This is a genomic window from Veillonella sp. KGMB01456, assembly GCF_023051165.1.
Lineage (GTDB): Bacteria > Bacillota > Negativicutes > Veillonellales > Veillonellaceae > Veillonella_A.
Window position 1 is genome coordinate 14,481 of sequence record NZ_JALKIG010000005.1, and the last position, 23,434, is coordinate 37,914.

A 23,434-nucleotide genomic window follows, 5' to 3' on the forward strand; every position below is an offset into this window, starting at 1 on the left:
CCTCATACCGTAGTTTAGTCCCTGATGCGTGCTGTTACTTTCACATCACGTTCTACAGTAGTACCTTTGCTGTTGTACACAAAAGCATCGGGCAAAACCATTCCCAATTTATCTTGCGCAATCTGCTGAATCCGTGTAGGCGACTTCAATTCCGCTACTTCCAGACTCAACTCTTCATTATCTCTGGTCAATTGAACAACCTGTTGTTGCATGCTTACCAATTCATAACCGGCACCGGCTTTCACCACACGGCCTCCCAAAACGGTAGCCCCTACAACGCCAACCATGGCTAATAACACTAAAATCTGTTTCAATTCCGGCGACGCGTTACTAAATACACCAACCTGCTTCGCTCGACGTGTTTTAGTTGGTATATATGGTCTCGCCGTCGGTTGTGCAACGCGTACACCGACTGTCTTTCTCGCTAACATATAATCAACCCCCCGTTATCTATACCTTTTCGGCTACCCGTAACTTGGCGCTCCGCGCTCGCGGGTTCGCTGTTACTTCCTCATTGCCCGGCTCAATCGCCTTATTTCTTGCTTTTACGACTGCCACATGATGGCAAACACAAACCGGCAGTTCCGGCGGACAAATACAACCGGTACTCAATTCCTTAAAGGTTTGCTTCGTAATTCTATCTTCTAATGAGTGGAATGTAATAACACCGATACGACCGCCCGGTTTTAATAAATCCACTGCATCTTTAAAACTGTCTTTTAAAATAGCCAACTCCTGATTCACTTCAATGCGAATCGCCTGAAATGTTCGTTTAGCCGGATGCGGACCTTCACGGCGTGCCCCGGCGGGAATGGCCTGTTTGATAATTTTGGTTAATTCACCGGTGGTAGTAATCGGTTTTTCAGAACGAGCCGCTACTATGAATTGTGCAATTCGTTTCGCCCATCGTTCTTCCCCATAATCCTGAATGATTCGCACCAAGTCAGCTTCACTGTAGCCATTGACTATATCCGCAGCCGTCAAGTTCCCCTGCCTATCCATGCGCATGTCCAAAGGACCGTCCTGCATATAGGAGAAACCTCGTTCCGCTGTGTCCAGCTGATAACTTGAAACGCCTAAATCAAAGATAAATCCGTCTACCTCCGTAATGCCGCGGCTCGTAAGGGCCGTTTTCAAATCTTTGAAATTAGTGGGAATCGTCATAACTCGGCATTTTAAATCAGCCAGTCGTTCCGTCGCGGTCGCCAGCGCCACTTCATCTTGATCGAGTCCGATGAGTAAGCCGTCAGCGGCCAATTGCTCGCCTAGCGCATGAGCATGACCGGCTCCGCCTAACGTGCAATCCACGTAAATCCCATGGGGATTTGTTAATACAGCGTTTACTGTTTCGTTAAGCAATACGCTTACATGATGAAATTCCATGGGTCCGCTCCTTTCCGACTTCGAAATTATGTTTTCACCCTTAATCAAACATTCACTATATCGCTATAGTATTGCATTACTTCGTAATAAATAGCCAAAATACTTCCATTTTTACCATACAGCTTCAACATTCAATCTTAAATTGCAGCTTAAATTACAAGAAGAAGTCTTCCATGTTTTCTGATAATTGTTCCATATTATCATCCATGTCTTCCTGGTAAGCCAACCAATGTTCACGGTTCCAAATTTCTACGTGATCCCCGATACCGAGTACCATTACTTCTTTTTGAAGTTTGGCAAATTCACGCAGTGTAGCCGGCACCAAAATACGACCTTGACGATCGAATTCCAACTCGGTGGCATTGGCAAAAAGTTGACGTTTAAGCCCACGAACACCGGCTTTGTTGTTCGGTTGCTTCATCATCTGCATAGCCTTGGCGGTAAATACTTCGGTCGTATAAATGGCGAGACAATTATCGTAGCTCTTGGACATAATACAGGTTTCGCCTAATTGTTCGCGTAATTTTGCGGGAATAATTAAGCGCCCCTTCGTATCAATGGTATGTGAATATTCACCCATGAACATCATTGTCTCACCTCCTTTTACACTTTCCCTATCTTATCTACCACTATATGGTAAATTCTACCACATTCCCCCACTTAATAACAATAAAATCTGCAAATTTTAGCGAAATTTAGCAAAAAAATCTTTTAACCAAACATTTAATCGCAAATTGGCGCTACTACAACGATTTTTTGTTCCCTCTTTTAGTCGATATGTGCGAAGAAATAAGGCTTTAATTTTTGAGCCCCTCCACTTCACACCACCACAACTAAAAAATCATTAACAAACACCACTTTTTGCCACCGATTATTTTCAAAACTTTCAGCACCTGATAAAAATCCCCCACTTTTTGGGATACAGCAGCCCCCACTTTTTGGGATACGGCAGCCTCCACTTTTTGGGATACGGCAGCCTCCACTTTTTGGGATACAGCAGGGACCACTATTTGATCCTCTAAAATCTCCATATTCGGTGCACCGACTCTTTTGAGTACGCCAACTCCTAAAACAGAAAGACTATAGTTTTCAGTATTCCTTTACTTCATACGATTGCAGTCTTTTTTCATCATTTATGATAATTATCTATATCAGTCAAAAATAATGCTTGCATCTGCTATACTATACTTAGACAGATAAAAGGATTAAATTAAGCCCCTTACATGCTTACTGATAGAAAGGACTAATTCTATGAGCATAGAGAAAACCCCTCATACGACTCACGGCTCACGCTCTCACGGAACTACACGGTCGCGCAGTCATCAACATCAAATAAAACATGATAAACACTGCTCCCGAGGTCCTTCGGAGTTTCAAATTATGTGCGAACCTTTTGTAGCCATTCACCGCAAAATGGAACTCCTCCTTGATTACGGTCAGTTGCTCATGCAAAACGGCGCTAACACCAATCACATTCAACGTGATATGATGCGCGCCGCCTCTTACATGGGCATTCCACCTCAATTTGTTCATATTCACATAACCTATATGACCTTAATGTTGAATATAAATGACGAAAAACACTCGTATACGGTTTTTCGCAAAACACCGTTACACGGTGTGAATATGACCATTCTTTCAACCCTTTCTAAATTAACCTGGAAGGCCATTGAAAATAATTACAGTCTTGATGAATTCGAAGATCATTTGAAAACGATTAAGGCCGCACCGCCTAAATATCCGACGCCCCTACTCGGTCTGGCAGCGGGTCTTGCGTGCGGTGCTTTCAGCATTTTATTCGGTGCCACTTGGTTAGCCGCTTTAGTAACCGTCATCTGTGCGGTCATCGGTTTTATAACCCGCTACATTTGTCATCACTATCAAATCAACTTTTATTTTGGCATCGTAGCGGCCTCCTTTGCCGCTACTTTTACAGCCAATCTGATTAATACAACCTTTGACTCAGGCAGCATCGTATATGCTATGGTCAGTTGTACCCTCTTTCTGATTCCCGGCGTTCCTCTGATCAACGCCGTAGACGATATGATTAATAACCATATTGTATCCGGAATGACCAGGGCCATGCATACGCTTTTAATTGTTAGCAGCATGTCCGTCGGTATCGCCATGGCTCTATATTTCGACCACGTCTCCACCTTTACCCACCTAAATATTACACCGGTTGTAGTAACACCGATTCAGGCCATCGCCGCTGCAATAGGTGCGGTAAGTTTTGCCACTATTTTTAATACACCGTATCGGCTACTTTGGATAATCGCTATAGGCGGTACCATCAGCGTCATTACACGAAATATACTCATAGTTGATTTCGGTTTTACCATCGTTGGCGCCAGTTTTGTGGCATCCGCTATCATTGGTTTGCTAGCCTTAAAAACATATAAATTATTGCGAACGGCGCCTTTGATTTTATCTATTCCGTCCGTAATTCCGCTGATTCCGGGCGTACTCTTATATCGTTTCTTGTTCGGCTTACTGACTATTAATTCCCTTACACCGGATAACCTGCTATTCGCCTTGCGCAGCGGGATTACCGGGGTCTTCACAATAATTTGTATTGCCATCGGCGTAGCCATTGCCCATATTATTGCCAGAAGTTATTTGGATCGCAAAAAGGAGATTTCTTTGCACAAAGCGCTTCGCGAACGGCAGAAATCGCTCTCGGAATAAAAATTGCCCGCCTCAGTTCTCAACTAATGGCACTCGGCTATTAACTGTTTAAGAATAAAAAATAGCACTTTTATAGGCTTGGTTTTTCTACGAAAAAAGACCCTATGGAGGCGATATATTTTTTATATAGAATTATCATACAGCAACAGCCGTAGTGCCATTTTAGTTCGAGATTCTACGACACGAGCAATTTTTATTCATATCGTGACCTTCTTGCCGGAAACAAGAAGCGCCTTTGAGGCAAAGAAATCGGGAGTGGAGGAATATGGGGGATATAAAAAATAAAGGACTGTGCTGTTTTAGGTAAAAAAAAAGGCGCTCACGATTTGTGAACGCCTCTTTCGCATAGTTTGGATTACTATTTTTTGTTATTAAATTATAACTGAGCTTCGATAGCTGCTTTTAATTCGTTTTGTGGAATGTAACCGATTTTACGGTCTACTACTTCACCGTTTTTAATAATAGCGAATGTAGGCAATACTTCAATGCTGAATTCTTTAGCTAATTCTACAACTTCGTCAGTGTTAACTTTAGCGAATACAACTTTGTCGCCCAATTCTTCAGACAAAGCTTCGAAAATTGGCATCATGCGTACGCAGTAACCGCACCATGGAGCCCAGAAGTCCACGATTGCTACTTCTTTAGAAGTTACGGTATCTTTAAAGTTTGCTACTGTTAATTCTGTTACGTTTGCCATAGTTAAATAACCTCCTAAATCAACAAATTTACAAATTGTTGAAAATAAATATCAATATATGTGTTAATTATATTAAACTACAAATTTAGTTGCCGGTCAAATCTGAACTAAAACACAGTCCTGAATAACTTCAAAACCAAGCTCATTGGCCTTAGCCACTACGGCCGGTTTATCAGCGCCCGGTTGCAACCAAACTACCGAAATCCCCAGCTTTTGGCAATCCTCCAAAGCCTGTAAACCTACAGCCTCGGGAACAACAAAGTCCACTACTTCGGGAACTTCCGGTAAATCGTGAAGTGACGCATAACAAGTGGCGCCATCAATCTCATTTACATTAGGGTTCACCGGATATACTTTGTATCCGTGATCACGCAAACAAGCGTATATTTTATAGCCGAATTTTTCTTTACGGCTTGTTGCGCCCAGTACTGCCCAAACTTTTTTAGTCAGTGCTTCTTTTGGTGTCATCCTATCACCTCAACTCTCTATATTCATTATATCAAAACATCGAAATTTGTCAATTTAATTTGAGGTTTTTTTAGATAATTATTATCAAGACTACAATTCAACAAAGTTTCCCATGTGAGCCCTCCGAATTTGTCTGTTTGAGATGATGAAACTAGTCCTGCCGCCAATGCCAAATGCCCTAAAATCATAGACGCACTATAGCCGCTCATTCTCAATTCACGCAAGGTTATACTCTGCTGCCTTTTTGATAATCGATAGCCTTCCTCATCAACAATTAACGGCGCATGTGCATAGTGCGGTACCTTGGCACCCAGGCACTCATAGAGCCACAATTGACCGGCCACAGCCGGTAATAAATCATAACCGCGCACAATATGGGTAATGCCCATGGCTATATCATCCATAACAACGGCTAAATTATAGGCGAACATGCCGTCAGCGCGACGAACAATAAAATCATCTTGCGCCGGAATAAGTTCTTCCCGCTGCGAACCTTGCCAAAAATCAGTAAATTCATACAATCGTGGTTCTACTTTCATGCGCCACGAAGGATTCTTCCGCTCACCTAAAGTCTGCCGTTCCCCTTCACTCAAGTGGCGGCAACGACCATCATAATGAGCAATTCCTTCATGACCATGCGGAGCCGATGCAATGCTCTGCAAGCGCGCTCGATTACAGTAACAGGGGTACACAAGCCCCGATTCTTGCCATTTAGCAATCTGTGCCTCATAGAGAGGATACCGTTCACTTTGCCAATACGATTCATGGGGACCGCCTACGCGTGGGCCTTCATCCCAAGTCAGGCCAAACCATTCTAAATCATCCAGTAAATCTTCCCCATACTGTCTTTTAGCGCGCTGTATGTCGATATCTTCCATGCGCAAAACAAAGGTACCTTGTTGCTGTTTCACCTGTAGCCACGACAGCATGGCAATCCACAAATTACCTAAATGAAGATGTCCCGTCGGGCTTGGCGCAAATCGTCCTTTCATAGGACTAATCAGTGTATCACTCATAGAACTAATCAGTGTATCACTCATAGGCCTAATTGTCGTACCATTTGCTGTATCAACATTACCGCCATTATCTGTGTCAATTACGATGTCACTCATTGTGCCAATTGCTCCCAAATTTCATAGAGTTCAGCCAATCTTTTATTGGTAGCTTCCATTTGAGCCGCCGTTTCTGCCATGGCTTCCGCATCTTCCTGTAAAGCGGGATTTTGTATTTGAACTTCGTACATTTTCAGCGTAGCTTCCAAACGGGCAATTTCGGTTTCCGTTTCTTCCAATTTCTTGGCTTGCATATAGGAGTTTAGCTTTTTATCTCCGGAACCTTCGTTACCACTTGTACTGCCGGTATTTTTAGCTTCATTCGAATCCACCCTGTCGGTCGAGTTCGTATCGTCATTATTGTTGCTGTTGCGTTTATTACTGCTCGAACGTTCTTTATTTTGACCACTTTGTTCAGCTGCCAAGGCGGCCAAATCCTGCTGTTCTTTGAGCTTCGCCTTATAGTAGCTGTAATTGCCAAGGTATTCTTCCACGCCTTCCGGCTCTAACACCAAGGTCCGTTTGGCCACTTTATCCAAGAAATACCGGTCATGGGACACAACCAGTAATGTGCCGGTAAAGTTCATCAAAGCCTCTTCCACCACTTCGCGCGTCGGAATATCTAAATGGTTGGTCGGTTCGTCAAGAATTAAGAAATTATTGCCTTGTAAAAACAAAATCAATAAACTTAAGCGAGCCCGTTCACCACCGGACAAATCACGAATTTCCTTGAAAACGTCATCCCCTTGGAACAAAAACATGCCCAGTACATTACGGGCTTTTTCCTCACTATAGTTAAAATGACTCATAATTTCATCAATCGGCGTCCAAGCAGGATGTAATTCTTCGTGTTCCTGTGAAAAATACCCCACCGATACACGGCTGCCGATATCGATAAAACCCGCTTCCGGTGTCAATTCACCGGTAATAGCTTTTAATAAAGTGGATTTTCCGGCGCCGTTCGGCCCGATTAAGGCCACCGCTTCCCCGCGACGAATCATAAAGGACACATCCTCTACAATATCGCGCTCGCCGTAGGATAAAAATAACTCTTCCACCGTCAGCACTTTATCGGCGCTGAATTCCGCTTTAGGAAATCTAAACTTCAATGTCTGTGAAGTTTCCGGCGCATCCAAACGCTCCAAACGATTCAACTGCGACTGGCGGCCTCTGGCCATTTTAGATTTAATCCCGGCGCGGTACTTATCGATATACTCTTCCGTTTTGCGAATATATTCCTGTTGCTTCTCATAGGCGTTTTGCTGCGCCTTATGTTGAGCTTCACGCTGCTCCACATAACGACTGTAATTACCACGATAGCTGGTTGCCTTATGATGCTCCAATTCAACAATACGCGTCGTTACACGATCAAGGAAATAACGGTCATGGCTGATAATTAAGATACCGCCGCCGTAAGAGCTCAAATAATTTTCCAACCATTCCAACATATCCATATCCAAATGGTTAGTCGGTTCATCCAAAAATAAAAAATCAGGGCGCCGAACTAAAGCTTTTGCCAAATTAATACGTGTTTTTTGCCCACCGGAAAATTCAGACACAGATTTCGTTAAATCTTCATCGGAAAAACCAAGGCCGTAGGCAATGCGGCGACTTTGGGCCTCATAATCATAACCACCAAGCCAATCTAAACGGTCCTGAATGCGGGCGAGCTGTTTGAGCAAACTTTCATCATGAGGATTCGTTTCAAGCTTCGCCGATACTTCCTGTAATTGTTGTTCCCAATATTGCACATCGGCAAAGGCTTTTTGAATTTCAATAGCTAAACTGTCGTCCCCTAAATTGATATCCTGCTGCAAATAACCGATTGTAGTAGCACTATCTTTGACAACCTGACCTTCATCATATTCTTCAATGCCCAACAGGCATTTCATGAGCGTCGATTTGCCAGCCCCGTTAGGGCCCACCAAGCCGACACGCTCACCATGTTTTATTTCAAAGGATACTTTGTTAAACACTTGGCGCACGCCAAATGATTTACTTAATCCTATTACGCGGATTTGTTCCATCCTCTAAGCCTCCGTTCAATCATATACTCTTCTATTATATCATAGAGGAATGTCCGTTGGCGCCTCCACAGTGTCAGCTTTTACAAAAATACACAATTCAACACTGTCCTTGGTCTTACGGGCATGTTGAAATAATTTTCCCAATAAAGGAATATCGCCGAGGAGCGGAATTTTTGAAAACTGTTTCCTTTCTCGATTATCCATAAGGCCGCCGATGACGAGGATTTCGCCGGGCTGTAAGTGAACCCTCGTATGTGCCTCGCGCGTGGTAATACGATAAGCTTTCAGTTCCGAAACCATGGCGGGACTGCTCACTTCCGCATGAATATCCGCTTCAATACTGTTATCTTCCGTCACAAACGGTGTGCACGTAAGACGAATCCCCGCCTCTTCATAGCGTGTAGTGATGCGGCTTTCCGTGCCGTCTTTCACCTCTTCCAGCACGGGAATCCGGTCCCCTATTAAAATCTTCGCTTCTTCACCATTCACCGCCATAATAGAAGGTCTCGCAATTAAGACTGTTTTATTATTTGTTTGCTGCGCACTCAATTCCGGTTTAAACCAAAATGTATAAGGCGTACCTTCCGGAGCTCGACCAAATTGAATGCCCCCATAAGAGTTTGTATCATCCTTATTACGCCCGGTCAAACTCTGCCAGGACCATTTTATGCCCGTTTCTTTTACAAAATTATGCTCAATGGCTACAACGGCTACTTCTAAGCGAATTTGTTTGGGGCTTATATCCAGCATGGGTAGAATATCATGAACCTGTCGCAACTGAGCCGCCGTGCCATAGACCATAACCTGATTACTTCCTTTTACCACCTTGATATTCTTCTCCGACACAATGGCAACCAAGGCATCGCCTAAGGCCTTCGGCGAAATATGTCGAGGTGTTAAAACTTCGGCCACGCGCGCATCTTTATCCCCCATGCCTTGACCATCCACAATCCAGAGCCCGTCCGATTCATACAAACTGAAATGCTTTATCGCCGCCAAGCGCTTTATTGCGGCAATACCGCTTGTTTCATTAAGGCGTATCGATACGGTTCCTTGCAACGTTTCCGTACCGGTAATGGCAATGCCCTCACTGCGTGCGATGGACTGCACTAAACTACTCAAATTGCTGTTATTTACCGTCATAGACAAAGCGGCCACCGATTCGCCGCAAAGATGAAATTGTACGATAACAGCCAAAACTGTTAAAACCCTTAATACGCTAACTAACATCCCTATATTACTCCCTTACCCCAGACTTATTCCACATATAACCAACGACTGCCACCGGCGCCACTTATTAAAACTGCATGGTCCGCTATCTGTTTCACTGTCACACCACGCGGTCCCTCGCCAACACCATAGCAACCTTCGCTGCCATCGTTTGTCAAAATCGCCATCGGCGTGGGGCCCGTGATAATACCGGTGACTTTTATATCAGTCATAGAATTTTGCCGATTCCCATAGCTCCCCTTACTTTCCGTACCGGATCCGCCGGTATAAGCCCCGCCACTGCGACCATAATTGTTACCACTATATTCGGCATAATTATTTGTGCGCCGGCCCCTATTAGAACCATTCACATATGAAGTGTTGAATGTATCAGTTTGCCCATAACTATTACCTATACCGGGATTTCCCGACCTTCCCTTTTGTGCGATTTGAGGCGCACCGGCTATGACTGTGCTATCCTCATTTAACAGCAAATGCGTAAACGGATCATCTAGCGGGTGACCTCTTAAAACACCGGCTAAGCTAATTACCGGTGCTACAAATGTACCTTCGTTTTTACCCTTCCCAATAGCCCCGCCACGGCCTTCTTTAGCGTCTAAACTCACAGTTTTAGACGATGAATCAGGTGCCGCATTATCCGCTGCCAAATCACTTACCCTTGTCCACTGAGATGTATATAAACCATAGAGGCAAACGAGGCAAAATAAAAAGACCGCCCCGTACAAGAGGCGACCTTTCTTAATTAATAAATTTCGCATTTCTTGTAGAGACAGTCTATTCATAATATCACAGTCCTTATTATTTTTTATAACCGTTTGGATGGTTTTTGTGCCATTGCCAAGCATCACCGATAACCTGGGAGACCTCGCTGTGGATCGGCTTCCAGCCTAAAACAGTTTGCGCTTTTTCAGAAGACGCAATCAAAGTGCCCGGATCACCGGCACGACGTTCGCCGATAACAACCGGGAAGTCTACGCCGGTTACGGATTTAGTGGCATCTACAATTTCTTTTACACTGAAACCATTACCGGTTCCCAAGTTAAAATAATTAGATTCACCACCGTCGCGCAAATATTCCATACTGAGAATATGGGCCGAAGCTAAATCGGTAACATGGATATAATCGCGCACACAAGTGCCGTCAGCCGTATCATAGTCAGTACCGAAAATTGAAATATTGGCGCGCTTGCCTAAAGCAGCTTCCAAAATGAGGGGAATCAAATGTGTTTCCGGGGTATGATCTTCACCGATTTCACCGCTTTGGTCGGCACCCGCTGCATTAAAATAACGCAAAGCCACATAGCGCAGACCGTAAATATCACTATAATCGCGCAACATTTGTTCAATCATGAGCTTCGTACGACCGTATACATTAGTCGGAGCTAAACGTGCATCTTCTTTAATCGGTACAACTTCAGGTTCGCCATAAACGGCGGCAGTAGAGGAGAATACAAAATATTTGACACCGGCTTTACGGACAGATTCAATGAGACGGAATGAACCTACTACATTGTTTTCATAATAAATCATAGGATCTTTCATGGATTCGCCAACCTGTGAATGAGCCGCAAAATGCATAACCCCTTCAATGCCTTTAGCCTTTAATACATCGGCTAAACCGGCATCAGCAATATCCATATTAATAAATTCAACGCCTTCCGGCAAAGATTCTACATGACCACGCGATAAATTATCCAAAACAATTGGCGTATGACCTGCTTTTTGCAAAGCTCGCACAGTATGACTGCCGATATAGCCGGCTCCACCGGTAACCAAAATTTTCATAATAATCCTCCCTAAATCGAAACTGCCACTGCTTGCCGCAACCTTTAATTATGTCCGCGAACGGGAAAGGATCGGCAAAAACTACATGACCTGATTATTTTTCCGCTTGATGAGCTGCCAATTTAGGCCCCAACAATTTTTTATACACTTCAACGCCCGGCTGATCAAACGCATCTACACCGGCCAATTGACCTTCGTAGAAAATAGCCCAGCAAAGCATAAACATAAATTCACCTAAATGATAGGCTGACAAGGTCGGCAATTCATAAGTTACATTGAAGCGCTTATCGCCTGTTAAAGCTTCGCTGTTAGCTTCTAAAGCAGTATTTAAAATTACCCCTAAGTCCAAGCCACTGAATGCTTTAAGCGGTTTATATTCATCGTAAGTATGAGGCACAATCGCTTTTGTTTCCCAATCTTTTACTTTTACAAAAGACACGATTTTGTTCAAGCGCCCTTCTTGATGTTCCTGTGTCTGTGCATGCATATCCGTAGTTCCCACCGCAACTACCGGCGTGCGACCGTAACGGCCGTCAGTTTTCGGCTGATGTTTACCTAATGATTCAGCTAAAAGTTGTACATACCATTCAGCCAAGGATTTCAAAGAATCGCCGTAAGGCATCATGATTTCAATAATACGGCCGTATTTTTCAGCAGCAATATATTTCAAAACTGCATTCAACAAAGCCGGATTCTTAAGCAAATCGCCACCCTGACAGGCTTCATCCATGCCTTTGGCTCCGTCTAAAAATTCACGAATATTGAAGCCTACCACGGCACCGATAATAAGACCTACTTCCGTAAATACGGAAAAACGTCCGCCCACCCCATCAGGCACAGCAAACGTCGGCCAGTTCTGCTGAACCGCCAATTTATGAAGCAACGTTTCTTTTTCATCGGTACGAGGATCCGTAACAGCTACGACTTCCACTTTAATACCGGCCGCTGCCAACGCTTCTTGCACCACCATGAAATTGGACATCGGTTCAATGGTAGACCCGGACTTAGAAATTAAAATGAGCATTACCGTATAAGGAGATCCTTTATGGGCCGCACTGCGTTTTAACGTTTCAATCAAATCATTAGTGCGATGAGGATCCACATTATTGCCACTGAAGTATAATTTTGGATACCCGTCGCGTTCCGCTTCGGATTTCTGATTCCAAAATTCACCGCAATGAACATCAAAGAGTACTTTACCGCCTAAATAAGAGCCGCCGATACCGAAGCTTACTACGGCATCTACAGACTCTTTAGCATGTTGCCCCAAGTCTTCCAAACGTTTTAAAACTGTTTCGTTATTGAGATTTTTATCTTCAATATACGGCAATTGCGGGAATAATACAGCTTCCGGCTGACCGTCTTTAAACAAATGGCCTTCCACAACGCCTGTAGTACGTACGCGAACGGCCGCTTTTACGGCATTGGCAATAGAATCGAAATAAGTATGAACATCAGCTTCGGTTACGCCCCAAGCTGAAAATAAATTAGTATAATCAAATATAAAACCGGATGGTAAAATGATTTTTTTCATTGAAACTCCTCCTTTAAACCACTCTTCTTATTGTACCGTTCTATAAATTATGGCGCAATAGAAAAACTGAAGAGCATCATACATTTTATTCATAACTCAATCAACTTTAGCCCCATTCATACCTTAAGCAAATATAACTTTTCAAAGTTAAAAGTCTAATACCTTTATCCTCTACCTATACCATGAGAATGCTGTATCCCGAACAATTTCAACTCAGTTGAACTTATAATTCGATTACCTTTTTGGTGCCTGCTTTAGCTAATTCATCGGCTTTTTCATTATAGGTTACACCCGTATGAGCCGCTACCTTGTGAAATACTGTTTTAATAAGGCGACGGCTGTTTAACATAAATTCCGCATACTGCTGTGTAAGCGGATTATTCGCCTTCCAACGTCCCGTAGCCCACATTTCAATGCCCATATAATCATAGTAAATGTGAATTTCTTTAGCTTCCTTAGCTACAGCCCACTCAATGACATGCATGGCCCCTAAAAGTTCACCCGCCACATTCCAATAGGCCGTATATATTTCTTTATCGGTACCGTATGAAAACGTTTCTTCTTGCCCCTCATAGAAAATAACGCCGCCGGTGCCGACCACTTTGTTTGTTTTGTCAAAACTTCCATCAATAAAGGCTACCGCGCTTTTTGCTCCTAAATCAGCAAAAATAGTATCCGAGGCATTGGAATCCTGAGCCGATTTATTGCTTACGCCCGTACCGGTAGCTCTGCGACGACGCGGCGTACGGCGCTGACTGGCCTTGGCGGTAGCTAAATATTCTTCCATGGACATGCCTTTAATAGGCGCAATATCTTCCTCCATAAAAGCTTCCGCTTCCTGTTTTGACATAAAAGATTTGTAAATGGCACCACCATAGCCCTTTACTTGGCGTTCACAAGCCGCCCAAGAATCATAAATTCCCCGCACTCTCCCCTCTCTTACGGCATAATACTTTTTACCCATATAAGCTCCTTGTTCTAGAATAACTGCAATCAGTTCATCGTTAATGTTTCGAAATGAGCATTTACTACTGTCTGTAAATCGTTTGGATTAACTTTAATCTGCATGCCTCGCAAACCGGCACTTACATAAATCTGATCAAACGTTGCCATGGTCGCATCAAAATAGGTGGGAAATAATTTCTTCATCCCCACCGGCGAACAACCGCCCCACAAATAACCGGTAAGCCCCAATAAATCCTTCACAGCGATAAGCTCAACTGATTTATTGCCACTCACCCGTGCCGCCTGTTTTAAATCCAATTCAGCGGCAACAGGAATACAAAACACGACCGGCCCCGTCACATTGCCTTTCCCCACCAATGTTTTGAAAACCTGTGCTTCCGGTAAATGCAGTTCTTCTGCTACATGGACGCCTGCACCACGTCCTTCTTCCCATTCATAGGCTAATACTTCATAACCGATTTTATGCGTGTCCAGCATGCGCATAGCATTTGTTTTTTTATGCTCTTTCTTACTCACGACCATCGTTCCTTTTTTATTTTACTACAGTTTCATTTAAAATATTACTACAAAACAGCTGAAAAACAGCTGAATATTTATGAAATTTTTCGCATTATTTATCAAATATAATTATGAATTATAATTATTTATTCAAATTTTTGCTTATTGTTACTTGTTCAATATTTTATTAATGTTTTTAAGTTCTATACGCAAAGTTCCGTCAGGATTCGTCACGATTTCAATGAATTCACTGTTTTGCATATATTCAACGGGAAAACTAATCTCAATTCCCGTGTCAGTTTTTATTTTATGCTTTTCCCCTACCTTGGCGGCAAATTCACGATTTACCGGCAAAGGTCGTAACATATCCTGCTCTGCCAATGCTTTTTTAGCCGCTTCTTTTTGTTGCGGCTGATTGGCAAAAACCGTATCCACAATGGTTTCCGGATTCAACGTATCGGATACTTCCGCATTTTTGGAAATCATGGAGCGAACCTTAACCAACTCTTCCACGCCATCGCCCTCATGCGCTTTAGCCACCTTATCCACGATGCGTCGCACTTTGGCCACCGTATCACGGGATGACGGATTCGTACCGATTTGTAAAACTTTATCTCCTAAAATATAAACAGCTTCACCGTCATATTCACCTTTTGGTTCAAACAGACGCACCGAAAAATCCTCTAAATCAATAGCACAAAATGAGCGAAGCTTTTGGGTCGGACTCGGTAACACCGCTCGATTCGGAATCAATTCCGTAGTTAAAGTGCCGTCTTCTTCATTAAACAGTTGGTGCGTATACGCATCATGGGCCTGACAAAGGAGAATACATAAATAGCGATGATTTTCAGCCGCTTCACAGATAATTGTATCAATAATAACCGGATCCGTCGCCTGTTTCATATAATTGAACATCGTTTCGCCCAATTCCTTGCCTAAGGTGGTAATATCGGTAAGACCGTCGCGATATTGCACCAACATTTGACCTAATTTACTCGTCTCATTTATATAGCCCGTTCTAAGTCCCGGGTCTTTAATCCCCTTAGTTACATGAGCACTGACATAGTCCTGTAAGGCTTCCTCGCCCATATTCAGTTCATTTTCCGAATAAACGGCTAAAGAAGATGAAAAATCAAGAATTTGTAATACAGCCCGATTGATTTGCATATTTGCTCCTTAGTGGATAAAAAAGTGTCTTGCCTCGTATTTAACAACACGAAAACAAGACACTCCAACGATATTTAATGCATTTTACAATGCATATGATTAAGTTTAGCCTTGTACGTATGGTCCGAATAAACCGGCAAACAAGTGAGAACCTTTTTTGCCCAAAATAGCGGCACAAAGCGATGCTAAAGCACCTATGACGGCAATAACCAGTGCATTGCCTGCGGTGACATTATACGAATATGCCACATAGGCCTGTATCAGCGTCAGGGCGAAATACACTACGGATAAGTAGATTTTGAATTTTAAAACCGGCGCTGTCGTTGTTTTATAACGAAGTTTACCGCCAATATAACCGGAAATACCGCCAATTAATACCAATAAAGGCATTACGAGACAAACCATCATAGCGAAATCGAATAAACGGTAGCCCAAGCTGTAAGGCACGAGTAAACCTAAAATAGGCAAGCCCACAGTTAAAGCGGAACCGGCAATCGGAAAATGAACCGCAATCGGATGCAAATGTAAATCCAATAAACGTTTACGGGTAGGATTCAATTTGCGTGGTGTGTATTCAGCCCAAACGGTTTTCGGAAAGCCGCAAGCCGGGCATGGTTTATCCGCATTATCGGCTGTTTCGATATAGCCGCACACACGACAAATTATATACTGAATCTTTTTCTCTTCTTGTTTTTTTGTTTCCATGTCAATCTCCTCACAAGAACAACTACTTCTCTTACCATTGTACCATAATCTCTATTTATTCGACTACAGTAAATCACTCATTAATAATTACTTTTTATTATGAAAGTATTCATAGGTCGTTGTCAAGCCTTTATCTAATTTAACTGTAGCTGATAAACCTAATTCATTTATCATTTTTTTTGTACTTAATAACGAGTGTTTGATATCCCCTTGCCGTGCCTCTTCGTAGTGCACGTTAAATTCATGGTCCACAATTTTTTTAAATTGTGCTACCAATTTATTCAGCGAAGTACCTCTCTCGGTACTCACATTGATAACCCCCACAAGGTCCGGTTTATGCAAAGCCGCCATATTAGCTGCCACTACATCGTCTACATAGACGAAATCGCGAGTTTGTTCACCGTCACCGAATATACTTATATCTTTATGAGCCTGTAAACGTTCACAGAAAATACTGATTACGCCGCCTTCACCGCCATTGCCTTGACGCGGTCCATACACATTTGCATAGCGAAAACAGATGTAAGGTAAGCCGAATGCTTCATGATAAATGCGCAGATAACTTTCCGTAGTCAATTTGGTAAGTCCGTAAAACGAGGACGGCTGCCCCGCCATCGTTTCTGTGAGCGGTAATGTATCGAGATCACCATATACGGCGGCTGACGAAGGCATGATAATTTTTTTTACTCCCACGCTGCGGCAAGCATTAAGCACATTAATGAGTCCCAATAAATTAACATCACAATCAAATGCAGGATCTTTCATTGATTCCGGCACCATTGTCTGAGCGGCTTCATGAAATACATACTCCGGTTTAAACTCGGCCATTTTAGCGGCAAGTTCTTTATCGCGAATATCCATTTCCACGAAGTCAGCCTTAGAATTTACAAAATCTCGACAACCGGTACTTAAATTATCTATAACCATTACCTTGTGCCCTTCATTAATGAGAGCATCTACAAGATGGGAACCGATAAAACCGGCCCCGCCGGTCACGCAAATATTCATTACCCTAACCTCCCTTAGTTTTTACAACTGCTATATAAATAAGACCCAATACAAAGCCGATAGCGGACGGCACTACCCAGCCCATACCTAAATCAAAGAACGGCAACATCTTATATACGCCTACAGTTTGCTGTACCCAAGCTGCTTGCCCTAAAAATTCAGGCAAAGTATTGAGCATATCACCGATAGCCGCAATCAAGGCAAATACTGTAGTGATGAAATATACAGCTTGACGACCGTTAAAAAGCGGTGCCAAGAATGTTAACAAAATAATGGTAATCGTCAACGGATACAATAACATCAAAATAGGAATCGCCAGCGATATAATCTGAGTTAAGCCTACATTACCGATTAAGAAAGAAATAATAGCGAATGCATAGGCATATTTTTTATAACTGATGGAATTCGGAAATAAATCGACGAATGTTTCCGAACATGCACAAATAAGGCCTACCGCCGTTTTCAAACAAGCCAAGGTTACGGTAATTGCCAATAATACGGCACCGATTGGTCCGAAATAATAATGGGCAATTTGTGCCAACGCAATACCGCCGTTAGCGGATAAGGCGAAAACGCCGAGGCTGGAGGCACCCACGTAAGCTAAGAATGCATAGATAATGGCCATCAAGACTACCGTAACGATACCGGCTTTTACCATGCCCGCCGCAATATCCTTAGGCTCGGTAACACCTACGCTCTGCATGGCGCGGACTACGATGATACCGAAGGCTAACGCCGCCAAAGCATCCATCGTATTGTAACCTTCCGTAAAGCCTTTGAAGAACGGCATGGTCAAATAATCACCGCTCACCGGTGCCGTCGCCACGGATCCCATTGGATTAATCAAGGCCACTACCAAGAGAATAGCCAAGAAGATTAAGAACAACGGATTTAAAATTTTACCGATGTAGGTCATTAACTTACCCGGGTTCATGGAGAAAAACAGACCCAAGACGAAGAACACAAAGGTAAAGGCCGCCAAGGCTACCGTCTGCATATCATCACCGATATACGGTGCCAAGCCGATTTGATAAGAAACCGTGGCCGTACGCGGTAAAGCAAAAGCCGGCCCTATGGTTAAATATAAAAGAATAGTAAATAATTTCGCATAGGTCGGATGTACGCGAGATGCCAAATCAAATAAACCGTTACTCCGTGAAATACCGATAGCAACAACACCTAAGAACGGCAAGCCAATGGCCGTAATAAGAAAACCTACCGTAGCCGGCCACATGTCGGCCCCTGCTTCCTGCCCCATATGAACCGGGAAAATCAGATTGCCTGCGCCGAAGAACATACCGAACAACATTGAGCCAATAACTATGGCTGAACTTAATGACAATTTTCCTTGCAAGATAGTACCCTCCTACCGAATGGCAGTTGCCATTACTCTACAAAATATAACACTACCGTAAAACCCAACACAAAGGATACACTGCCTGAAGCCAAGCGCTGACAATGTATCCCATATGTTACTTACAATGTTACTTATAAAATCCGCTATAACTGCTAGCGGTCTCCTTCAATGGTAGCACGCTTTTCATCTTTAGACAAACGGAAAAATCGATACACTTCCGCCGCCGTTTTTTGATTCATTCCCGGCACGGCTGCCAATTCCTCTTCCGTAGCCGCCTTAATACCTTCTAAATTGCCAAAAGCCTGCCACAATGCTTTACGCCGTTTTGGTCCGATACCTTCAATATGATCCAGAATCGACTCCAAATTGCGCTTGCCCCGTAATTTACGATGATACGTAATGGCAAAGCGGTGAGCTTCGTCACGAATTTGTTGCAATAACTGCAATTCCGGCGAATGATGAGATAATATGATACTTTCCGACTGACCTTCCACAAAAACTTCTTCAATTCGTTTAGCCAGCGAAATAACCGGCACATCCGTCACACCGACTGCTCTGATTAAAGGCAAGGCTGCGTTGAGCTGCCCCTTACCGCCATCGATGATAATTAAATCCGGCATAGGCCAATCCGTTTCATTGCCGTAACGGCGTTCCATAATTTCAGCCATGGATTTAAAGTCATCCGGTTTGCCCTGAACCGTCTTTAATTTAAAACGACGATATTCCTTCTTCGCCGGTTTACCGTCTTCAAAGACAACCATGGAAGCCACCGTTTCACTGCCCTGCGTATGGGATATATCGATGCATTCCATACGTTCCGGGAGTCTCGGCAAGTCGAGGACTTCCGCCAATTTCTTAACGGCGCCGCCGCTCTTATCCAAATCATATTGCCATTGACGACGACGCTCTTCCAGGAAGTTCTGGGCGTTTTCCGCCGCCATCTTAATCAAATCATGCTTATAACCTCGTTGTGGCACCGAAACCTCAACATTTTGGCCCTTCATTTCGGTGAACCACTCCACAAAGAGTTCCCGTTCTTCCGTTTCATAAGGCAACAATACTTCTTTTGGCACGAATGTGGTGCCGCCATAGTATTGTTTTATAAATTCCGTCATAACCGTAGCGGCGTCATCACCTTCATTTTTAATGAAAAAGTTTTCACGCCCCAACATACGGCCGGAACGGATGAAAAAGACCTGCACACAGGCCATGAGGCCTTCCATGGCGATACCGACTACGTCAATATCACCGCGTTGGGTTACCATGCGCTGTTTTTCACGAAGCTTTTCCAATGCCTGCAATTGATCGCGCAGTTGAGCCGCCTTTTCAAAATCAAGCTCTTCCGCCGCCGCTTCCATTTGCTGCTTCAATTCGCCTAAAAGAGGAATCGGTTTACCCTCCAATACCTGTACGATTTGATCGATATAGGAGCGGTATTTTTCCGGTGATACCAAGCCTTGACAAGGAGCCTCACAATAACCCAAATGATACTGCAAGCATGGTCGCGGTACATTCATATTTGAACAAGTGCGCAAGGGGAAATGACGGCGGAACAATTTTAAAGTCTGATGTACGGCCGTCACATCCGTAAACGGTCCAAAATACTTGGCCCCGTCACGCACCATGCGGCGCACCATGAGCACCCGCGGATACTCCTCCTGCACCGTCACCTTCACATAGGGATAGGTCTTATCATCGCGGAGCATAATATTATACTTCGGATGATGTTCCTTAATGAGCGTATTTTCCAAAATTAACGCTTCCATTTCCGTCTTGGTCTGAATGACCTCCACATCAACGGCGCGTCGCATCATGGCTGTTACCTTTGGAGCCCGATTGATATCATTGCGCACATAGGAACGGACGCGATTGCGCAGATTTATGGCTTTGCCCACATAAATGATACGTTTATATTGGTCCCGCCATAAATATACGCCCGGCGTGGTCGGCAAATGGCTGATTTTCTCCAATACTTCTTCCGTAACCATTATTGACCTGCTTTCTTAGCTTCATCCATAAATCGTTTTGTTTTTGCCAAAACAGGCCCCAAGAACTTTCCGGTATAACTGCCTTCCATTTTGACGATTTGTTCCGGCGTGCCCGTACCGACAATGGTACCGCCGCGTACACCCCCTTCAGGACCTAAGTCGATAATATGGTCCGCCGTTTTAATAACGTCCAAATTATGCTCGATAACGACTACTGTATCGCCGGCGTCAACTAATTTTTGTAACACATCGAGCAGCTTGCGAATATCTTCCGCATGCAAGCCCGTTGTCGGTTCGTCCAGGATATATAAAGTCTTACCCGTACTGCGACGAGCCAATTCGGTAGCCAGTTTTACACGCTGTGCTTCACCACCGGACAAGGTTGTGGCCGGCTGGCCCAAACGAATATACCCCAAACCTACCTGTTGTAACGTTTCAAGCTTGCGATGGATTTTCGGAATGGATTTAAAAAACTCAACTGCCTCATCCACCACCATATCCAATACATCGGCAATGGATTTACCTTTATATTTAACTTCCAAAGTTTCCCGATTATAACGAGCTCCTTTGCAGACTTCACAAGGCACATACACGTCCGGTAAGAAATGCATTTCAATTTTGATGATACCGTCACCGCGACAAGCTTCGCAGCGACCGCCACGGACGTTAAAGCTGAAACGCCCCTGCTTATAGCCCCGCATTTTAGCTTCCGGCGTTTGACTGTACAATTCACGAATGGAATCGAATACACCCGTATAAGTGGCCGGATTGGAACGCGGCGTACGTCCGATCGGACTCTGGTCAATATTGATGATTTTATCGATATTTTCAGTGCCGCGAATCTCTTTATGAGCCCCTACCTTGTGATAGGAGCGATATAAATGATTCGCCATGCCCTTGTAGAGAATCTCATTAATTAAGGTGGATTTACCGGAGCCGCTCACACCGGTTACCACCGTGAAAACGCCAAGTGGGAATTTTACATTAATATTCTTTAAGTTATTTTCCGAGGCACCGCGAATTTCCAACACATTGCCGTTGGACTTGCGTCTGGTTTCCGGCAACGGTATAAATTTACGACCGCTCAGATACTGCCCCGTAATGGAGTTTTCATTGGCCATTACTTCCTGAGCCGTCCCTTGGGCGATGATCTCCCCTCCGTGCTCACCGGCGCCCGGTCCGATATCTACCAAATAGTCGGCCGCTAACATGGTGTCTTCATCATGTTCCACGACCAATAAGGTATTACCGAGGTCACGAAGACCCTTCAAAGTCCCGATTAAGCGATCATTATCGCGTTGATGGAGACCAATAGACGGTTCGTCGAGAATGTATAAAACGCCTACCAAGCCTGAACCGATTTGGGTAGCCAAGCGAATACGCTGAGCTTCACCGCCCGACAAAGTTCCGGCATTACGATTCATGGTGAGATAATCGAGACCCACATTATTGAGGAACATGAGGCGTGCTTTGATTTCTTTTAAAATCTGGTTACCGATAAACTGTTCGCGCTCCGTAAGCGGCACGGTATCAAAGAAGTTCACCGCATCACTGATGGTGAGCTGCGTCACTTCGTTGATGTTTTTATCGCCTACGCGCACGGCTAAGGCTTCCGGTTTTAAGCGGGCACCGCCGCAAGTTTTACATGGTTTGATGGACATGAATTCTTCAAAGGCTTCACGCATAGAGTCGGTAGAAGCTTCGCTGTGACGACGTTTTACCATAGGCAAAATACCTTCGTACTCCGTGTGGAACGTCTTTACTTCACCGCGCATATTTTCATACTCGAAGGTTACTTTATCGGTACTGCCGTTCATCACCATTTGTTGTAATTTCTTCGGTAGTTCATTATACGTAGCCGATAAATCATAGCCATGAGCCTTCAATAAACCTTCCAATTGACGCATAAACCATGCATTCGGATTGGAACTTAAAGGCAATACGGCGCCGTCCGCAAAAGACACATCGCCATCCGGAATTACCCGCTCTTCGTCCACTTCCATGGTGCTGCCGATACCCAAGCAGGCCGGACAAGCACCGAACGGGCTATTGAAGGAGAACATGCGCGGCTCGATAGCCGGTAAAGAAATATGGCAATCGGGACAGGCAAAATGCTGGCTGTACATATGTGACGGTCCATCCACTTCCTGCACCACCACAATGCCTTCGCCCCATTTGGCAGCTGTTTCCATGGAGTCTGATAAACGGCTCTCAATGCCTTCTTTCACTACCAAACGGTCAATCACGATTTCTATATCATGCTTTTTAGTCTTTGCCAATTCAATATCTTCGTCCAAGGTGCGAATATCACCATCTATGCGGACACGGGCAAACCCTTCTTTGCGAAGACGTTCCAATAATTGCTTATGTTCCCCTTTTTTGCCGCGCAATATAGGCGCCATAATGAGCAATTTAGTGCGTTCCGGCAAGGTCATTACGTCATCGGCCATCTGCTCGATAGATTGCTGCGTAATTGGCTTACCGCACTGCGGACAAAAGGCATGGCCCACACGAGCAAACAATAAGCGTAAATAGTCATATATTTCCGTCACTGTCCCCACCGTAGATCGAGGGTTGCGACTGGTTGTTTTCTGATCGATAGAGATGGCCGGTGACAAACCTTCAATATAATCCACATCCGGTTTATCCATTTGGCCCAAAAATTGACGCGCATAGGCCGACAAGGATTCTACATAGCGTCGCTGCCCTTCCGCATAAATCGTATCGAAAGCGAGCGACGATTTACCGGAGCCGCTAAGCCCGGTAATGACAATAAACTTGTCCCGTGGCAAGGCCACATCTATATTCTTAAGGTTATGCTGACGCGCCCCTTTTACTATAATTTGTTCTTTCACGATAACCTCCCGATTATCAAATTAAC

General features: G+C 44.0%; 21 protein-coding genes. 1 reads left to right on the top strand and 20 read right to left on the bottom strand.

What is annotated here, in order from left to right; all coding sequences use genetic code 11:
- Window positions 1-14 precede the first annotated feature (14 nt).
- The 4 genes from MXE28_RS02330 to MXE28_RS02345 form a co-directional block, all read right to left on the bottom strand.
- On the bottom strand, window positions 15-431 hold the full coding sequence (locus MXE28_RS02330) for a cell division protein FtsL (RefSeq protein WP_021841476.1): 417 nt from the start codon (window positions 429-431) through the stop codon (window positions 15-17).
- Between the two features lie 19 nt (window positions 432-450).
- Complete coding sequence (rsmH, locus tag MXE28_RS02335; protein ID WP_021841475.1) at window positions 451-1,383, bottom strand: 16S rRNA (cytosine(1402)-N(4))-methyltransferase RsmH; 933 nt, start codon at window positions 1,381-1,383, stop codon at window positions 451-453.
- 154 nt (window positions 1,384-1,537) lie between these two features.
- The gene (mraZ, locus tag MXE28_RS02340; protein WP_021841474.1) at window positions 1,538-1,972 is read right to left on the bottom strand and encodes a division/cell wall cluster transcriptional repressor MraZ; all 435 of its coding nucleotides are present in this window, start codon (window positions 1,970-1,972) and stop codon (window positions 1,538-1,540) included.
- A gap of 244 nt (window positions 1,973-2,216) precedes the next feature.
- The gene (locus MXE28_RS02345) at window positions 2,217-2,414 is read right to left on the bottom strand and encodes a hypothetical protein (protein ID WP_226974288.1); all 198 of its coding nucleotides are present in this window, start codon (window positions 2,412-2,414) and stop codon (window positions 2,217-2,219) included.
- A gap of 349 nt (window positions 2,415-2,763) precedes the next feature.
- Here MXE28_RS02345 and MXE28_RS02350 point away from each other — a divergent pair, with 349 nt between their 5' ends.
- Window positions 2,764-4,071 (top strand): threonine/serine exporter family protein, encoded by a 1,308-nt coding sequence (locus MXE28_RS02350; RefSeq protein WP_226974287.1) that lies wholly within the window; start codon window positions 2,764-2,766, stop codon window positions 4,069-4,071.
- A gap of 376 nt (window positions 4,072-4,447) precedes the next feature.
- On the opposite strand, the gene trxA is transcribed toward MXE28_RS02350, so the two are convergent.
- The 16 genes from trxA to uvrA all read right to left on the bottom strand — a co-directional run bounded on the left by trxA (window position 4,448) and on the right by uvrA (window position 23,408).
- The gene (trxA, locus tag MXE28_RS02355; RefSeq protein WP_021841472.1) at window positions 4,448-4,768 is read right to left on the bottom strand and encodes a thioredoxin; all 321 of its coding nucleotides are present in this window, start codon (window positions 4,766-4,768) and stop codon (window positions 4,448-4,450) included.
- Window positions 4,769-4,864: 96 nt separating this feature from the next.
- Window positions 4,865-5,236 carry a CoA-binding protein gene (locus MXE28_RS02360; RefSeq protein WP_021841471.1) on the bottom strand — a complete coding sequence of 124 codons (372 nt, stop codon included), beginning with the start codon at window positions 5,234-5,236 and terminating at the stop codon, window positions 4,865-4,867.
- Between the two features lie 26 nt (window positions 5,237-5,262).
- Complete coding sequence (gluQRS, locus tag MXE28_RS02365; protein ID WP_226974286.1) at window positions 5,263-6,348, bottom strand: tRNA glutamyl-Q(34) synthetase GluQRS; 1,086 nt, start codon at window positions 6,346-6,348, stop codon at window positions 5,263-5,265.
- Window positions 6,345-8,315, bottom strand: coding sequence for an ABC-F family ATP-binding cassette domain-containing protein (locus MXE28_RS02370; RefSeq protein ID WP_021841469.1), 1,971 nt, complete (start codon window positions 8,313-8,315; stop codon window positions 6,345-6,347). Before MXE28_RS02370 ends, gluQRS begins: the two co-directional genes overlap by 4 nt.
- A 39-nt stretch (window positions 8,316-8,354) precedes the next feature.
- A complete protein-coding gene (locus MXE28_RS02375) occupies window positions 8,355-9,545 on the bottom strand; it encodes a secretin N-terminal domain-containing protein (RefSeq protein WP_247239758.1) in 1,191 nt (396 codons plus the stop codon).
- A 26-nt stretch (window positions 9,546-9,571) separates the two neighbouring features.
- Window positions 9,572-10,327 (bottom strand): hypothetical protein, encoded by a 756-nt coding sequence (locus MXE28_RS02380; RefSeq protein ID WP_247239759.1) that lies wholly within the window; start codon window positions 10,325-10,327, stop codon window positions 9,572-9,574.
- A 16-nt stretch (window positions 10,328-10,343) separates the two neighbouring features.
- Entirely contained in the window at window positions 10,344-11,330 is a 987-nt protein-coding gene (gene galE, locus MXE28_RS02385) for a UDP-glucose 4-epimerase GalE (protein ID WP_247239760.1), read from the bottom strand.
- 94 nt (window positions 11,331-11,424) lie between these two features.
- A complete protein-coding gene (locus MXE28_RS02390) occupies window positions 11,425-12,864 on the bottom strand; it encodes a glucose-6-phosphate isomerase (RefSeq protein ID WP_247239761.1) in 1,440 nt (479 codons plus the stop codon).
- Between the two features lie 223 nt (window positions 12,865-13,087).
- Window positions 13,088-13,828, bottom strand: coding sequence for a ribonuclease H family protein (locus tag MXE28_RS02395; protein ID WP_021841464.1), 741 nt, complete (start codon window positions 13,826-13,828; stop codon window positions 13,088-13,090).
- Window positions 13,829-13,857: 29 nt separating this feature from the next.
- Complete coding sequence (ybaK, locus tag MXE28_RS02400) at window positions 13,858-14,346, bottom strand: Cys-tRNA(Pro) deacylase (protein WP_247239762.1); 489 nt, start codon at window positions 14,344-14,346, stop codon at window positions 13,858-13,860.
- Between the two features lie 150 nt (window positions 14,347-14,496).
- The gene (locus MXE28_RS02405) at window positions 14,497-15,495 is read right to left on the bottom strand and encodes a nucleoid-associated protein (RefSeq protein ID WP_021841462.1); all 999 of its coding nucleotides are present in this window, start codon (window positions 15,493-15,495) and stop codon (window positions 14,497-14,499) included.
- A 105-nt stretch (window positions 15,496-15,600) separates the two neighbouring features.
- Window positions 15,601-16,200: a rubredoxin-like domain-containing protein gene (locus tag MXE28_RS02410; protein WP_021841461.1), complete on the bottom strand. Its 600-nt coding sequence runs from the start codon at window positions 16,198-16,200 to the stop codon at window positions 15,601-15,603.
- Window positions 16,201-16,287: 87 nt separating this feature from the next.
- Window positions 16,288-17,208, bottom strand: coding sequence for an NAD-dependent epimerase/dehydratase family protein (locus tag MXE28_RS02415; protein ID WP_021841460.1), 921 nt, complete (start codon window positions 17,206-17,208; stop codon window positions 16,288-16,290).
- A gap of 4 nt (window positions 17,209-17,212) precedes the next feature.
- Window positions 17,213-18,562 carry a branched-chain amino acid transport system II carrier protein gene (gene brnQ / locus MXE28_RS02420; protein ID WP_156704589.1) on the bottom strand — a complete coding sequence of 450 codons (1,350 nt, stop codon included), beginning with the start codon at window positions 18,560-18,562 and terminating at the stop codon, window positions 17,213-17,215.
- A gap of 155 nt (window positions 18,563-18,717) precedes the next feature.
- Window positions 18,718-20,553: an excinuclease ABC subunit UvrC gene (gene uvrC, locus MXE28_RS02425; protein WP_021841458.1), complete on the bottom strand. Its 1,836-nt coding sequence runs from the start codon at window positions 20,551-20,553 to the stop codon at window positions 18,718-18,720.
- On the bottom strand, window positions 20,553-23,408 hold the full coding sequence (gene uvrA, locus MXE28_RS02430) for an excinuclease ABC subunit UvrA (RefSeq protein ID WP_247239763.1): 2,856 nt from the start codon (window positions 23,406-23,408) through the stop codon (window positions 20,553-20,555). Before uvrA ends, uvrC begins: the two co-directional genes overlap by 1 nt.
- Window positions 23,409-23,434 lie beyond the last annotated feature (26 nt).

Bases quoted from the DNA above. Each gene is read 5' to 3' on its own strand.
- MXE28_RS02410 (WP_021841461.1), bottom strand. From the start codon at position 16,200: ATGGAAACAAAAAAACAAGAAGAGAAAAAGATTCAGTATATAATTTGT.
- MXE28_RS02345 (WP_226974288.1), bottom strand. From the start codon at position 2,414: ATGGAGATTTTAGAGGATCAAATAGTGGTCCCTGCTGTATCCCAAAAA.
- MXE28_RS02380 (WP_247239759.1), bottom strand. From the start codon at position 10,327: ATGAATAGACTGTCTCTACAAGAAATGCGAAATTTATTAATTAAGAAA.
- MXE28_RS02330 (WP_021841476.1), bottom strand. From the start codon at position 431: ATGTTAGCGAGAAAGACAGTCGGTGTACGCGTTGCACAACCGACGGCG.
- galE (WP_247239760.1), bottom strand. From the start codon at position 11,330: ATGAAAATTTTGGTTACCGGTGGAGCCGGCTATATCGGCAGTCATACT.
- MXE28_RS02375 (WP_247239758.1), bottom strand. From the start codon at position 9,545: ATGTTAGTTAGCGTATTAAGGGTTTTAACAGTTTTGGCTGTTATCGTA.
- mraZ (WP_021841474.1), bottom strand. From the start codon at position 1,972: ATGATGTTCATGGGTGAATATTCACATACCATTGATACGAAGGGGCGC.
- MXE28_RS02350 (WP_226974287.1), top strand. From the start codon at position 2,764: ATGTGCGAACCTTTTGTAGCCATTCACCGCAAAATGGAACTCCTCCTT.
- MXE28_RS02360 (WP_021841471.1), bottom strand. From the start codon at position 5,236: ATGACACCAAAAGAAGCACTGACTAAAAAAGTTTGGGCAGTACTGGGC.
- MXE28_RS02405 (WP_021841462.1), bottom strand. From the start codon at position 15,495: ATGCAAATCAATCGGGCTGTATTACAAATTCTTGATTTTTCATCTTCT.
- MXE28_RS02415 (WP_021841460.1), bottom strand. From the start codon at position 17,208: ATGAATATTTGCGTGACCGGCGGGGCCGGTTTTATCGGTTCCCATCTT.
- rsmH (WP_021841475.1), bottom strand. From the start codon at position 1,383: ATGGAATTTCATCATGTAAGCGTATTGCTTAACGAAACAGTAAACGCT.
- uvrC (WP_021841458.1), bottom strand. From the start codon at position 20,553: ATGGTTACGGAAGAAGTATTGGAGAAAATCAGCCATTTGCCGACCACG.
- gluQRS (WP_226974286.1), bottom strand. From the start codon at position 6,348: ATGAGTGACATCGTAATTGACACAGATAATGGCGGTAATGTTGATACA.
- trxA (WP_021841472.1), bottom strand. From the start codon at position 4,768: ATGGCAAACGTAACAGAATTAACAGTAGCAAACTTTAAAGATACCGTA.
- MXE28_RS02395 (WP_021841464.1), bottom strand. From the start codon at position 13,828: ATGGGTAAAAAGTATTATGCCGTAAGAGAGGGGAGAGTGCGGGGAATT.
- MXE28_RS02370 (WP_021841469.1), bottom strand. From the start codon at position 8,315: ATGGAACAAATCCGCGTAATAGGATTAAGTAAATCATTTGGCGTGCGC.
- MXE28_RS02390 (WP_247239761.1), bottom strand. From the start codon at position 12,864: ATGAAAAAAATCATTTTACCATCCGGTTTTATATTTGATTATACTAAT.